This window comes from Hamadaea flava (genome assembly GCF_024172085.1).
In the GTDB taxonomy this organism is placed as follows: domain Bacteria; phylum Actinomycetota; class Actinomycetes; order Mycobacteriales; family Micromonosporaceae; genus Hamadaea; species Hamadaea flava.
Genome location: NZ_JAMZDZ010000001.1, coordinates 3254239 through 3267546, shown reverse-complemented (window position 1 = coordinate 3267546; position 13308 = coordinate 3254239). Strand labels below are relative to the sequence as shown.

Annotated in this window: 12 protein-coding genes; 5 read left to right on the top strand and 7 right to left on the bottom strand. The window is 68.9% G+C overall.

The window, feature by feature from the left end; translation table 11 throughout:
- Positions 1 to 25: 25 nt before the first annotated feature.
- Complete coding sequence (locus HDA40_RS15270; protein WP_253756248.1) at positions 26 to 910, bottom strand: EamA family transporter; 885 nt, start codon at positions 908 to 910, stop codon at positions 26 to 28.
- A 39-nt stretch (positions 911 to 949) separates the two neighbouring features.
- Between HDA40_RS15270 and HDA40_RS15265 the strand changes: the two genes are divergently transcribed.
- On the top strand, positions 950 to 1471 hold the full coding sequence (locus tag HDA40_RS15265; protein WP_253756246.1) for a MarR family winged helix-turn-helix transcriptional regulator: 522 nt from the start codon (positions 950 to 952) through the stop codon (positions 1469 to 1471).
- Positions 1472 to 1473: 2 nt separating this feature from the next.
- On the opposite strand, the gene HDA40_RS15260 is transcribed toward HDA40_RS15265, so the two are convergent.
- Both HDA40_RS15260 and HDA40_RS15255 read right to left on the bottom strand, forming a co-directional pair.
- On the bottom strand, positions 1474 to 2727 hold the full coding sequence (locus HDA40_RS15260) for an ROK family protein (RefSeq protein ID WP_253756244.1): 1254 nt from the start codon (positions 2725 to 2727) through the stop codon (positions 1474 to 1476).
- 204 nt (positions 2728 to 2931) lie between these two features.
- Entirely contained in the window at positions 2932 to 4797 is a 1866-nt protein-coding gene (locus HDA40_RS15255) for a ricin-type beta-trefoil lectin domain protein (protein ID WP_253756242.1), read from the bottom strand.
- A 327-nt stretch (positions 4798 to 5124) separates the two neighbouring features.
- Between HDA40_RS15255 and HDA40_RS15250 the strand changes: the two genes are divergently transcribed.
- The 4 genes from HDA40_RS15250 (at position 5125) to HDA40_RS15235 (ending at position 9680) form a co-directional block, all read left to right on the top strand.
- Complete coding sequence (locus HDA40_RS15250; RefSeq protein ID WP_253756240.1) at positions 5125 to 6396, top strand: extracellular solute-binding protein; 1272 nt, start codon at positions 5125 to 5127, stop codon at positions 6394 to 6396.
- A 94-nt stretch (positions 6397 to 6490) separates the two neighbouring features.
- Entirely contained in the window at positions 6491 to 7387 is an 897-nt protein-coding gene (locus HDA40_RS15245) for a carbohydrate ABC transporter permease (protein ID WP_372502864.1), read from the top strand.
- 83 nt (positions 7388 to 7470) lie between these two features.
- Entirely contained in the window at positions 7471 to 8295 is an 825-nt protein-coding gene (locus HDA40_RS15240) for a carbohydrate ABC transporter permease (RefSeq protein ID WP_253763633.1), read from the top strand.
- Positions 8292 to 9680: a GH1 family beta-glucosidase gene (locus HDA40_RS15235; protein ID WP_253756238.1), complete on the top strand. Its 1389-nt coding sequence runs from the start codon at positions 8292 to 8294 to the stop codon at positions 9678 to 9680. The genes HDA40_RS15240 and HDA40_RS15235 overlap by 4 nt, the downstream gene beginning before the upstream one ends.
- Before the next feature lie 76 nt (positions 9681 to 9756).
- Here the strand turns inward: HDA40_RS15235 and HDA40_RS15230 are convergent, their stop codons facing one another.
- Genes HDA40_RS15230 through HDA40_RS15215 form a run of 4 tightly spaced genes read right to left on the bottom strand, consistent with a single transcriptional unit; the run spans position 9757 to position 13193 of the window.
- Entirely contained in the window at positions 9757 to 10470 is a 714-nt protein-coding gene (locus HDA40_RS15230) for an ABC transporter permease (RefSeq protein WP_253756236.1), read from the bottom strand.
- A gap of 14 nt (positions 10471 to 10484) precedes the next feature.
- On the bottom strand, positions 10485 to 11396 hold the full coding sequence (locus HDA40_RS15225) for an ABC transporter ATP-binding protein (RefSeq protein WP_253756234.1): 912 nt from the start codon (positions 11394 to 11396) through the stop codon (positions 10485 to 10487).
- Positions 11393 to 12271, bottom strand: a complete 879-nt coding sequence (locus HDA40_RS15220) for an ABC transporter permease (protein ID WP_253756232.1) — start codon at positions 12269 to 12271, stop codon at positions 11393 to 11395. Before HDA40_RS15220 ends, HDA40_RS15225 begins: the two co-directional genes overlap by 4 nt.
- Complete coding sequence (locus HDA40_RS15215) at positions 12264 to 13193, bottom strand: ABC transporter ATP-binding protein (RefSeq protein WP_253756230.1); 930 nt, start codon at positions 13191 to 13193, stop codon at positions 12264 to 12266. The genes HDA40_RS15220 and HDA40_RS15215 overlap by 8 nt, the downstream gene beginning before the upstream one ends.
- Positions 13194 to 13308: the final 115 nt, after the last annotated feature.

Below are 13308 nucleotides of genomic sequence, written 5' to 3'. Positions count from 1 at the left end.
CGAAGCAGCATGGCTGGCGCAGTGATCACGCGGGACGGAGGCGGCGGAGGCGGAGGAGGAAGGTGCGGAGGACCGGCTGCCCGAGCAGGATGCCGAGGAAGACCAGGGCGATGCCGAGGATCTGGGGCGTGCCGAGGGATTCTCCGGCGACGGCCGCGCCCAGCAGCACCCCGGTGATGGGGTTCAGCAGTCCCACGAGCCCGACCGTTCCGGCGCTCAGGTGCCGCAGCCCGGTGAACCAGGCCGCGAAGGCTACGGCGGTCGCGACGACCGTCACGTACGCGAAGCCCAGGACGGCTGGAGCGTCCACAGTGGGTGGTGCGCCCTCCACCGCGACCGCGAAGGGCAGCAGCGCCAGTCCACCGGCGATCAGCTGCCACGAGGTCAGGGAGAACACGTCGACGTCGGCGCTCCACTTCTTGGCGAGGACGTAGCCGAGCGAGGACATCGTCATCGCGGCCACCGAAGCCAGTACGCCGCCGGCGTTCACGGCGGCTCCGCCGTGGAGCACCATCAGGCCGACCCCGGCGATCCCGACGCCCGCGCCGGTCAGCTGGGCGATTCTGGGTCGTTCGGCCACCGCCGCCCAGGCGATCAGCATCATGACGACCGGCGACGTGGCCATGATCGTCGCCGCGACGCTGGTCGGCAGCAGTTGGGCGGCCACGTAGATCAGGGCGAAGAACGCGCCCACATTCAGGACGCCGAGGACGAGCGACTTCCACCACCACGAGCCCTGCGGCAGCGTCCGGCGTACGAGCAGCAGTAGCAGCCCGGCGGGCAGCGCCCGGATCGCCGCCCCGTAGAGCGGGGAGTCGGCCGGGAGGTACTGGTGGGTGACGAAGTAGTTCGAGCCCCAGGCCACCGGCGCGATCGCGGTGACGAGCACCCATCGCGATGTAGCTTCCATGGAAGCTAGTTTAGCTTCCCGGGAAGCTATTGTGTAGGGGTGACAGAACTCGATCACGTGGCCCGCATCCAGCAGGCGTGGGCCCGCGAGCGGCCGGATCTCGACGTGACGCCGCAGGGCGTCATCGGCCGGCTGCACCGGCTGGCCGGCGAGCTGACCGAGCAGCTGACCGTGGTCTATCGGCGATACGGTCTCGGGGAGGGCGAGTTCGACGTCCTCGCCACGCTGCGTCGCGCGGGCGAGCCGTTCGAACGGGCGCCGGGCGAGCTGGCCGCGCACACCATGGTCACGACCGGCGCGATGACCAAACGCATCGATCGGCTCGAACGCGGTGGGCTGGTCACCCGGCGGCCGAGCCAGACCGACGGCCGCGGCCGGGTGGTGGCGCTCACCCCCGCCGGCCGGGACCTGATCGACCAGGCGTTCGCCGAGCACATGCGCAACGAACGCCGCCTGCTCGACCTGCTGACCCCGGAGCAGGCTCGCCAGCTGGAGTCGTTGCTCACCACCTGGCTGGCCTGTTTCGAGTCGCCGTTGCCGACGCCGGACACGGCGGACTGAGGTTACGAACGGCGGACGCGTGGACCGCGTACAAGTGCTGACTGAGCGACCGCCGCGGGACGCAAGCCGCCGTCAGCGAGCAGTCGCGCGACCGGAAGCGTCGCGGCCCCGAGCGCCACGGCGTCCGGGCCGAGTTCGCACAGGGTGATGGTGGTCTGGGCGAACGGCAGCTTGAGGGCGTGCTCGGCGGCGGCGGACCGGATCTCCGGCAGCCAGCGGCCGCCGAGCGCGGTGCCCGCCCAGCCGCCCAGCACGATGCGCTCGGGGTTGAACAGGTTGATCAGCGTCGCGATGCCCGCGCCGAGATAGCCGACGGTCTGGGTGAGGACCTCGCGCGCGGTGGGCGACGAGTCGGCCGTCGCGATCAGCGCGCCGATCGCCGACTCCTCGTCGATCCCCGGCGCGCCCTGACCGTTCGCGTCCCGGTAGCGGTCCAGGATGCCCTCGGCGCCGACGTAGGCCTCCAGGCAGCCGAGCGCGCCACACCGGCAGCGACGCCCGCCGTAGACCAGCGTGGTGTGGCCCCACTCGCCCGCGCTGCTGCGCGAGCCGCGATAGCTCGCGCCGTCGGCCACGACGGCCGCGCCGACGCCCGATCCGACGAGCGCGATCACCGCGTGCTGGGCGCCGCGCCCCGCGCCGAACCACATCTCGGCCTGGCCCAGCGTCTTCGCGCCGTTGTCGATATGGACGGGAATCCGCGTGCCCGCGCGCAGCATCGTCCCGATGGGTACGCCATCCGCCCAGCCCAGGTGCTGAGCGTGGACGAGGCCGTCCTCCCCGGAGTCGACGACCCCGGGGAACGCCACCCCGACTCCGAGCACCGTGGACTCATCCACCCCGGCCTGGGCGCAGACGGCGGTGATGCCCTCGAGGATGTGCTCGACCGTGACGCGCGGTTCGAGCTGGTTGGGCTCGATCGGATAGTCGGCCTTGGCCAGCGCCGCCATCGACATGTCGAACAGCTCGACGGTAACCCGTGTCTCGCCGACGTCGACCCCGATGACGTGGCCGAAGCTGGGCGCGACCCGCAACAGCACGCGCGGGCGGCCGCCGTCGGACTCGACCGAGCCGGCCTCCTCGACCAGGCCTTCCTCCAGGAACTCAGCGACCAGCGTGCTCACGCTCGCGGGGGACAGCGAGGTGAGCTGCGTCAGCTCATGCCGGCTCAGCGGCCCGTCCAGGTAGATCTTCGAGAGCAGGACTGCCCTGTTCGACCGGCGCATGTCACGCACCGTCGCCCGTCTCGCCACCATGTGTGCAACCCACCTCTGCGTTCGAGGAACGTCTCAGCATGCCCCAGACCTTGATTTTATGATATGAAATAAGTCTCAAAGTAGAGGCGTGTAGATGTCTCGGGGTCACCTCGCCCCGAGCGCGTCGCACACGACGAAAACGGCGCCCGCGTGACCGGTCTCTGCCTTCAGACCGGTCGGCGGGCGCCGCCGTGTTCAGCTGCCTTAGGGGAGCGTCCACTTCTGGTTGGCGGTGCCGCCGCACGCCCAGATCTGGAGCGGGGTGCCGTCGGCCGAGCTGGGCCCCGTGGCGTCGAGGCACTTGTTCGCCTGGGGGTTCACCAGATCGTTCGCCGCCGAGTAGGTCCATTGCTGGGCGGCGGAGCCGTTGCAGTCCCAGATCTGGACCTTGGTGCCGTTCGCCGTGCCGCCGCCGGAGACGTCCAGGCACTTGCCGAGCGCCCGGATGGTGCCGTCCGTGCCGACGGTCCACTGCTGCGCGCTCGTGCCGTTGCAGGCGTACAACTGGACCTGGGTGCCGTTCGCGGAGTTCGCGGCGGCCACGTCCACGCACTTGCCGCCGTATCCGGTGATGGCGCCGACCCGGCTGCCGCCGCCGGACTGCGTACCGGACCAGGTGAAGGTGGCCGACGTCTTGGTGGGCAGACTGTAGGTGAACGACTGCGCGCCCCAGTTGACCTTCAAGGTCTGCGTGCCGCCCGTGTTGTTGTACGCGATGAGCGCCTTGCTGCCGTCCGGGTTCTTCCAGGCGACGTTCGGGACCGAGCTGTTGGCGCTGGAGTCGATCCGGACCGCGCCCGGCTTCACGAACTTCGTCAGGTGCCCCATCGTGTAGTACTCGATCGTGTAGTCGACCTGCCCGCTCCGGGAGTCTCCGTTGTGGACGGTGACGAGGCCGGTGCAGGTGCCGCAGCCGCCCGAGTGCGGGCCGTGGTTCTGGTCGACCGCCAGGCTCCACTTCACCCAGGACCGGTCCCAGTTCCGAGTGTAGTCGATCATGTTGAGCATGTCCTCGGTCTGCTGATTGGCGATCCAGGTGCCGCCCGAGTGCTCGGTCATGTACGCGTTCACGCTCGGGTACTGGTTGTGGATCGTCGTCTGCAGGTTGACGTCGCCGCCGTAGCCGTGCCAGGCGATGCCGCCGAACAGGGAGTCACCGCGTACGGCGGAGTCGGCCAGCGGGACGGAGCCCAGGTCGTTGTAGTTGCCCCAGTTGTAGTCGAGCACCAGCGTCTTCGTGGTCAGCCCGGCCGCCCGCAGCGCCGGCCACAGGTTGGTCTTCATGAAGTACTGCAGGCCGCTGCCGTTCCAGTTCATCGAGGCGTATGTGGTCCCGGCGCCGCAGCAGGTCGGCTCGTTCTGCACCGAGATGTAGTCGACGTGGATCCCCTGCGCCTCGTACGCCTGGAGGGTCTTGACGAAGTACTGGGCGTACGCCGGGTAGTACTGCGACATCAGCCAGCCCTGGTCGATGAAGTTGTTGTTGTCCTTCATCCAGGCCGGCGCGCTCCACGGGACCATCATCAGCTTGACGCCGTTGGGGTTGAGCTGGCGTGCCTGCCTGGTCAGCGGCACGACGTCGGCGAGGTCGTGACTGATCGAGAAGTCGTTCAAGTCGCAGCAGGTGTCGTCGTACGAGTAGTTGTAGCGGGCGAGGTCGGAGGCGCCCATCGGATTGCGCAGGAAGCTCAGCCCGATCCCGTCGGTGGGGGAGAAGAGCTTGCGCATGACGTCGTCCCGGGTGGCCGTGCTGAGGACGCCGCCGTCGAGCAGGTACGCCGCGGTGTCGGTGAAGGACGCGCCCGCGCCCTCGAACTGCTGGTAGGTCACGTTCTCGTTGACGGTGACGGTCTGGCTGCCGGCCGGGCTGCTCGCCGCGTACGCCACCGGCGTCTGCTGCTGAAGTCCTCGGGTGACCGTGCGGCCGCCGGAGTCCGAGGTGGTGGTCAGCCAGATGTTCACGCTTTCACCGGCGGCCTGGGCCGGTACGGGTCCGAGCAACCCGGCGACCACGACGAGGGACGCGAGCGCGGCCAGTCTGGGGATGCTTCCGGTCCTGGACGAAGACATGGATGTGCCTTTCTGCGGGGGATCCGGCGGTGACGGCCTTCGCCGTCCCGCGCAGCAGGCACGGCGTACCTCGCAGGAAACCCGCAGCTCACGGGCCCGTCACCCAGTCGCCATCGCGATGTCCTGCCCGACATCCATCGATGGAACCTTCTGTGGTCGGAACTGTAAACACGGTGTTCCGAATAAGTCAACGCTTGACACGCCGAAGGATCGGGCCTTAAATCGCATCACGAAATAAGCCCGGAGAGCGCTCTATCACGCTCCGAAAGCTCACCGGGTCTCCCCCGCAGAGTTCCTCTTGAACGCGCCCGTGAAGGGGTGGAGTTGATGCGCAACCTGCACAAAATCGGTGCCGCGGCGCTCTCCGTGGCACTGCTCGCCGGAGTCGCCGCGTGCGGCGACGACAAGGGCGGCTCCGGCAGCGGCGGCAAGGTCAAGCTCGTCGTCGCGACGTTCGGCGAGTTCGGATACAAGGACCTCTACGCCGAATACATGAAGGCCCACCCGGACATCGAGATCACCGAGCGGGTCACCAAGGCCGAGGACCACCACAAGAACCTCGCGGCGCACCTGGCCACCGGTCAGGGCGCGGCCGACATCGAGGCGATCGAAGAGGGCTGGATCGGCCAGTTCAAGGCCACCCCCGACAAGTTCGTGAACCTGACCGACCTCGGCGCCAACGACCTCAAGGCGCAGTGGCCGGACTGGAAGTGGCAGACCTCGGTCGGCAAGAACGGCGCCCAGATCGGCTTCGGCACCGACGTCGGCGGCCTGGCCATGTGCTACCGCACCGACCTGTTCGCCAAGGCCGGCCTGCCCACCGATCGTGAGCAGGTCTCGGCGCTGTGGAAGGACTGGGACGGCTACATCACCGCCGGCAAGAAGTACGCCGCCGCGAAGCTGCCCAACTCCGCCTTCATGGACGGCCCGACCGTCATGTACCGCTCCGTGCTCGGCCAGTTCGACCAGGGCCTGTACGACAACCAGGACAACGTGATCGTCGAGACCAACCCGTCGGTGCGCGCCGCCTTCGACAAGACCGTCGAGGCGATCAACGCGGGTCTGTCGGCGAAGATCGCCGCCTGGTCGGCCGACTGGAACGCCGGATTCCAGAAGGGACGGTTCGCGACCATCGCCTGCCCGTCCTGGATGATGGCGTACATCCAGGAGCAGGCCAAGGACGCGGCCGGCAAGTGGGACATCGCGAAGATCCCCGGCGGCGGCGGCAACTGGGGCGGCTCCTTCCTGACCCTGCCCAAGCAGGGCAAGCACCAGAAGGAGGCGTACGAGCTGGCGAAGTGGCTGACCAGCCCGGAGCAGCAGGCCAAGGTCTTCCGCAAGGCCGGCAACTTCCCCTCGACCGTGACGCTGTACCAGGACCCGGTCATCACCGACTTCAAGAACCCGTTCTTCAACAACGCGCCGGTCGGCAAGATCTTCTCCGAGTCGATCACGACGATGAAGGCGCAGTACCTCGGGCCGAAGGCCGGTGACATCAACACCGCCATCCAGAACGGCCTGACCCGCGTGGAGCAGGGCAAGCAGACACCCGACGCCGCCTGGAAGCAGGCGCTGGAGGAGATCAAGAAGATCGTCTGACGCCACCCCTGAGCTGACCGACCCCGGTCCAGACGCCCGGACCGGGGCCGGTCATCCCGCAGGTCGTCCCGTTGAAACACCCGAGGAGCCCCTGGTGAAATCGTGGCTGCACCGGGCGGATGTGAAGGCGTCGCCATACCTCTACATCTCGCCGTTCTACCTTCTGTTCGGACTGTTGGGCGCGTTCCCGCTGGTCTACACGGCCTGGGTGTCGCTGCACGACTGGAGTCTGCTGGAAGACGAGCATCCCTTCGTCGGACTGGCGAACTACAAGGCTCTCTTCGCGGACTCGCTCTTCTGGAACGCGCTCGGCAACACCGCGTCGATCTGGGTCATCTCGACCGTTCCGCAGCTGCTGTTCGCCATCCTGCTCGCGCACATCCTCAACAACCGGCTCCGCGGCCAGACGCTGTGGCGTACCGGGCTGTTGCTGCCCAACGTGACCAGCGTGGTCGCCGTCGCGATCATCTTCGGCCAGCTCTTCGGCCGGGACTACGGCATGATCAACTGGGTCCTCGGCCAGTTCGGCATCGGTCACATCGACTGGCAGGCCGGCACCGCCACCTCCCACATCGCCATCTCCGCGATGATCATCTGGCGCTGGACCGGCTACAACGCGCTGATCTACCTGGCCGCGATGCAGGCCGTGCCGGACTCGCTGCACGAGGCCGCGATCCTCGACGGCGCCACCTCGATGCAACGCCTGTGGCGGATCACCATCCCGTCGATCCGGCCCACCATCATCTTCACCGTCATCGTCTCCACCATCGGCGGTCTCCAGGTCTTCGCCGAACCGCTGCTGTTCGGCGGCGGCGGCCTCACCGGCGGCTCCGACGGGCAGTTTCAGACCCTGGCGCTCTACCTCTACCAGGCAGGCTTCGGCCGGTTCGACTTCGGCTACGCCTCGGCGACCGCCTGGCTCATGTTCCTCGTCATCGTCCTCGCCGCGATGCTGAACTTCCTGCTCACCCGACGCATCCGGAGGGCCTGATGTCGGCCACGACGCCCACCGTCCCGCCCCGGACCCGCCGCCCGGTGAGCGAGGTCTACAAGGAGAAGACCCGCGTACGCCCGATCGGGTTCATCCGGCGGGCGCACCCGCTGACCTACCTGACCCTGATCGCGTTCCTGTTCTTCTCGGCGTTCCCGCTGTACTACAGCCTCATCGTCGCCTCGATGGACAACTCGGCGCTCGGCCAGGTGCCGCCGCCGCTGTTCCCCGGTACGCACCTGGTCGAGAACATCCGCCGGGTCTTCGACACCGTCGCCTTCGGCAAAGCGCTGATCAACTCGGTGATCGTCTCCTCGGTCATCACCTTCAGCGTCGTGCTGTTCTCCTCGCTGGCCGGATTCGCCTTCGCCAAACTGCGTTTCCGCGGCCGGCCCGCGCTCTACGTCGGGGTCATCGCGACGATGATGGTGCCGGGCCAGCTCGGCGTCATCCCGCTGTACATCCTGATGGCCAAGTGGCAGCTGATCGACACGCTGTACGCAGTCATCGCGCCCAGCCTGGTCAGCGCGTTCGGCGTGTTCTTCATGTCGCAGTTCCTGTCCTCCGCCGTCCCGACCGAGCTGCTGGAGGCCGGCCGGGTCGACGGATGCACCACCTTGGGCCTGTTCTGGCACGTCGTCCTGCCGATCGCCCGGCCGGCCGCGGCGGTGCTGGGCATGCTGACCTTCATGAACGCCTGGAACGACTTCTTCTGGCCCCTGGTCGTCCTCACCCCGGAGAACCCCACCGTCCAGGTCTCCCTGTCCACCGTCGCGAGTGGATACATCACGGACTACTCGCTGACCCTGACCGGCGCCGCCCTCGCGACGATGCCCCTGATCGTCGTGTTCGCGCTGCTGGGCAAGCAGATCATCCACGGAATCATGCAAGGAGCCCTCAAAGGATGACAACGACCCAGGACCGCACCGAGGCCTCCGCCTCCGTCACCTTCCCGGTGGGCTTCCGCTGGGGCGTCGCGACGGCGGCGTACCAGATCGAGGGCGCCGCCCGCGAGGACGGGCGCACTCCCTCCATCTGGGACACGTTCTCGCGTACGCCGGGACTCGTGGACGGCGGGCACACCGGCGACGTCGCGTGCGACCACTACCACCGGTACGCCGACGACGTGGCGATCATGCGAGAGCTGGGGGTGGGCACCTACCGGTTCTCCATCGCCTGGCCCCGGGTGATCCCCGACGGCACCGGCCCGATGAACCCGCGCGGGCTGGACTTCTACGACCGGCTCGTCGACGAACTGCTCGAAGCCGGCATCGCCCCGATGGCCACCCTCTACCACTGGGATCTGCCGCAGATCCTGGAAGACCGGGGCGGCTGGACCAACCGGGCGACCGCGGACGCCTTCGCCGACTACGCGATCGCGGCGTACCTGCGGCTCGGCGATCGCGTACCGACGTGGACGACGCTCAACGAACCGTGGTGCTCGGCGTTCCTCGGGTACGCCTCCGGCAACCACGCTCCCGGGCGTACCGAGCCGGATGCCGCCTTCCGGGCCGCCCACCATCTGATGCTGGGCCACGGGCTCGCGGCCCGGCGGCTGCGCGAAGCCGGCGCCCGCGAGGTGTCGGTGACGGTGAACCTCAGCCCGGTGTTCCCCCGGGACGCCCGCGACCGGCACGACGTGGAGGCGGCGGCGCGGGTCGACGGCCTGCACAACCGGATCTTCCTCGATCCGCTGCTGCTCGGCCGCTACCCGGCCGACATGCTGGAGGTCGTCGAGCGCTTCACCGGCGGTACGCACATTCAGGAGGGCGACCTCGCGACGATCAACGCCCCGATCGACTTCCTCGGCGTGAACTACTACATGCCGACGCTGGTCGCGGCGAAGGTCGGCGAGCCGGGCTCGGCGCAGTTCCCGGGCACGGAGGGCGTGGAGTTCCTCGACCCCGACCTGCCCCGGACCGGGATGGACTGGCCGATCGACCCGGACGGCCTGCACGTGCTGCTCAAGCGGCTCGGCGGGGACTACGTGAAGACGCCGATCATCATCACCGAGAACGGCGCGTCCTTCCCGGACGTCGTGGTCGGCGACGAGATCGAGGACACCGAGCGGATCGGGTTCCTCGCCTCGCACCTGCGGGCCGCGCACCGGGCCGTCACCGACGGCGTCGACCTGCGGGGCTACCTCGCCTGGTCGCTGCTGGACAACTTCGAGTGGGCGTACGGCTACGACAAGCGGTTCGGCCTGGTCCACGTGGACTACGCGACCCAGGAGCGGCGGCTGAAGGAGAGCGCGCGGTGGTACCGCCGCGTCATCTCGACCAACTCGCTCTAGAGGATTCCCGGTGAGGGGGTAACCGAACAGGGGCGGCGTTCTCGCGGACGCCGCCCCTGTTCGGTCTGCCTGAACGTCAGGACGTCTCGCCCGCCACGCTGAACGAGCGCAGCCGGTCGACCGCCAGCCACGTCCCGCCGATCGCGAAGACGGCGAGCGCGCCGATCGCGAACGGCGTCGAAATGGTGCCCTTGACCAGGTCCGATCCGGAGATCGCGTCGGCCAGCGCGACGACGTTCTGCTGGACGGACAGCAGCCGGGTGCCCTTGAGCAGGTTGCCCAGCAGACCCTCCCAGAGCAGCACGTACGCGAGCCCGACGAGCACCGGCCGCCGGGTGAGCAGGCTCAGCGCCAAGAACAACGCGCAGTACGCGAGCGACCCCGCGATGGCGGCGACGAACAGCCCGAGGCCCAGGCGTACGCCGTCGGACATCAGGCCCACCAGGAACAGCGGCACCCCGGCGACCAGGGCGGTGACCCCGGTGGCGACGGCGAGCTTGGCGAGGATGATCTCCCGGCGGGGCAACGGCTTGGTCAGGATGTGCACGACGGTTCCGTCGTCGATCTCGGAGCCGAGCACGCCGGTCCCGACGATCAGGGCCATCACCGGCAGGACGACGGCGATGCCGAGCCCGCCGACGATCGGCCCGGTCCAGTCCTCGGGAGCCGCGCCGAGCGCGTCCGCCAGCCAGGCCAGCCCCAGCATGACCAAGGGCAGCGGCAGCAGCCAGAGGAACCGGGCGCGGCCGAGAAGACCACGCAAGGTGATCGATGCGATGGTGAGATTCATGGCGTACTCCGCAATCAGGCCGCGATCAGGTAGGAGAAGACGCTCTCCAGGGACTCGTCGGCGGGGATCAGCCGGTGCACCCGGACGCCCGTCGACAGGGCGATCTTCGGCAGCGAGCGGGTGAACGTCCCGTAGTCGGACGCGCGTACCGTCAGGCCGAGTTTCGCGTCGACGTCGACGCCCGCCACCGACGCCTCACCCATCAGCGCCACCGCCAGCCGGCGGTCGTCACTGGACTGGATGGTGAAGACGTGCGGGCGGTTCGTCATCAACCGCCGGATGCTGCGGAAGTCGCCCGAAGCGGCCAGCCGCCCCGCCACGATCACCTGCACCGTGCCGGAGACCTGCTCGACCTCCTCCAGGATGTGCGAGCTGAACAGCACCGTGCGGCCCTGCTCGCCCATGCGGTGCAGCAACTCCATCATGTGCAGCCGCTGCCGGGGGTCCATGCCGTTGAACGGCTCGTCGAGCAGGAGCACCGCCGGATCGTGCACCAGCGCCGCCGCCACCCGGGTCCGCTGGCGCATGCCCTTGGAGTAGGTCTCGATCCGCCGGTCCTGCGCCGGAGTCATCTCCACCAGGTCCAACGCCCGACGCGCGGCGGCGGCCGGGTCGGGCAGCCGCTGCATCTTCGCGCTGGCCAGCACGAACTCGTACGCCGTGAGGAAACCGTGCACCGCCTCCCGCTCGCTGACGAGCCCGAGCTTGCCGTACACGGGCGGGTTGCGCCACGACGGTTGCCCGTCGACCAGCACCTGGCCCCGGGACGGGGCGAGGAAACCGGCCATCATGTGCAGCACGGTCGTCTTGCCCGCGCCGTTCGGCCCGAGCAGACCGGTCACGCCGGGCGCCAGGACCATCGAGATGTCGTTGACGGCGACGAGGTTGCCGTACCACTTGGATACGCCGTCGAGTTCGACCTTCATCGGGCCACCTTCCGGTAGCGGGCCAGCAGGAGGAGGGTGCACACCGCGATGGCGGCCACGAGGACCAGGCCGTAGACCGGGCCGAGGTTGCCCACCGGGATGGTTTCGAGATCGCCGGGCTGATCGGGGATCGCCCACGCATGTACGCCTTGGAGCAGCGTCGCCGGGCTCAGCAGGCCGAACGCGTGCTGCAACGTCGTGCTGTCCGTGGCGAAGGCGATGCCGGAGACCACCCCGGCCACCGCAGAGGTCATGAGGAAGAAGCCCGCGATGATCGCCGCAGCCACCGCCCGCCGGCTGGCCAGCGACCCGACCAGCGTCGCGATCGCGCCGAAGAGCAGCGCGTACAGCGCGGCGTAGCCGAGGCCGGCGGCGAACCGGCCGATCTCGTGCCAGATCTCCTTCGCGCCGCCCGCCCCGAACACTCCACCGAGGAACATGATGGTCAGCGGCATCGCCAGCAAGAGCCACGCCGCCGACACCGTCGCGGCCAGCTTCGCCAGCGCGTAATCCGCCCGGGTCATCGGCCGGGAGAAGTAGAGCGGCAACACTCCGGAACGCAGATCCCGGGAGACCAACTCGGGGCCGATGACCGCGCAGAACAACACGACGAGGATCGAGATCGCGTCGGCGTACGAGGTGTAGGAGAGCACCGGCCGGCCCGCCTGTGCGCGTACCGCTGTGATGATCACGGCCACGAGCAGCGCGATGCCGGCGGCGAACCACGGGAAGATCTTGGCCTTGGCACTACGGCCGAACCCGAACGCGGTCCGCAGGCTGTGCACGTAGAGCGAGCGCACGGCATACCCGCGGCCGAGCCGCGGCCCGGAATAGCGCTGATAGCCGATGTCATGGATGACGCCCGACTCAGACATCGGCGGCCTCCTGTCCGGTCGGGGAAGCGGTCGCGAAGAGTTCCGCGATGCGGTGGCGGCGCAGGTCCAGCCGGTGCAACGGCAGATCCAGCCGGGCCACCTCGCCGATGATCTGGTCGTAGGTGCCGTCGCCGGCCAGCGGCACCAGAATGAGGTGCGACTCCTCCCGAACCGGCAACCCTTGGGCGCGCAGCGCGGCCGCGAGTTCCGGCTGCCCCTCGGAGACCTCGACGGCCAGCACGTCGCTGACGGTCGTCATGGTCGCCACGCTGTCGGCGCGCAACAACCGGCCGCCGTCGATCGCGACCAGCGAGTCACAGATCCGCTCGACCTCGCCGAGCAGGTGCGAGCAGACCACGAGGGAGATGCCGAACTCGCTGCCGATCCGGTGGATCAGCCCGAGCATGGCGTCCCGCCCGGCCGGGTCGAGCCCGTTCGTCGGCTCGTCCAGCAGCAGCAGATCAGGGTCGTGCACGAGCGCCTGGGCCAGCTTGACCCGCTGCTTCATGCCGGTGGAGTAGCCGCCGATCTGGCGGAACCGCTCCTCGTAGAGGCCGACGTGGCGCAGCGCCTCGGAAGCCCGCTCCCGCGCGGCCACCTTCGGCAGCCCGCTCATGCGGGCCATGTGCGTCACGAACTCGGCCGCGGCCAGGTCCGGCGGCAACGTGTCGTGCTCCGGCATGTAGCCGACCCGGGCGCGGATCTTCTCCGCCTCCGTCTTCGGATCCAGGCCCAGCACGCGTACGCCGCCGGCGGTCGGCTCGACCAGACCCAGCAGGATCTTGATCAGCGTCGACTTGCCGGCCCCGTTGGCGCCGACGAGCCCGACGACGCCGGGCTGCACCTGGACCGTGAATTCGCTGAGCGCCAGCACGCCGTTCGCGTAGCGCTTGGTGAGCGACTCGGTCGCGATCAGTGTCACGCGGTCGAGGCTAGGCGTTACCTGGGAGTCCTGTGATCCGGCAAGCTACGGATTTCGGCCCCTAGGGGGCGGCCTCCTTGATCAGCGGAGGATTCGGGGCGCCATGACCCCGCCG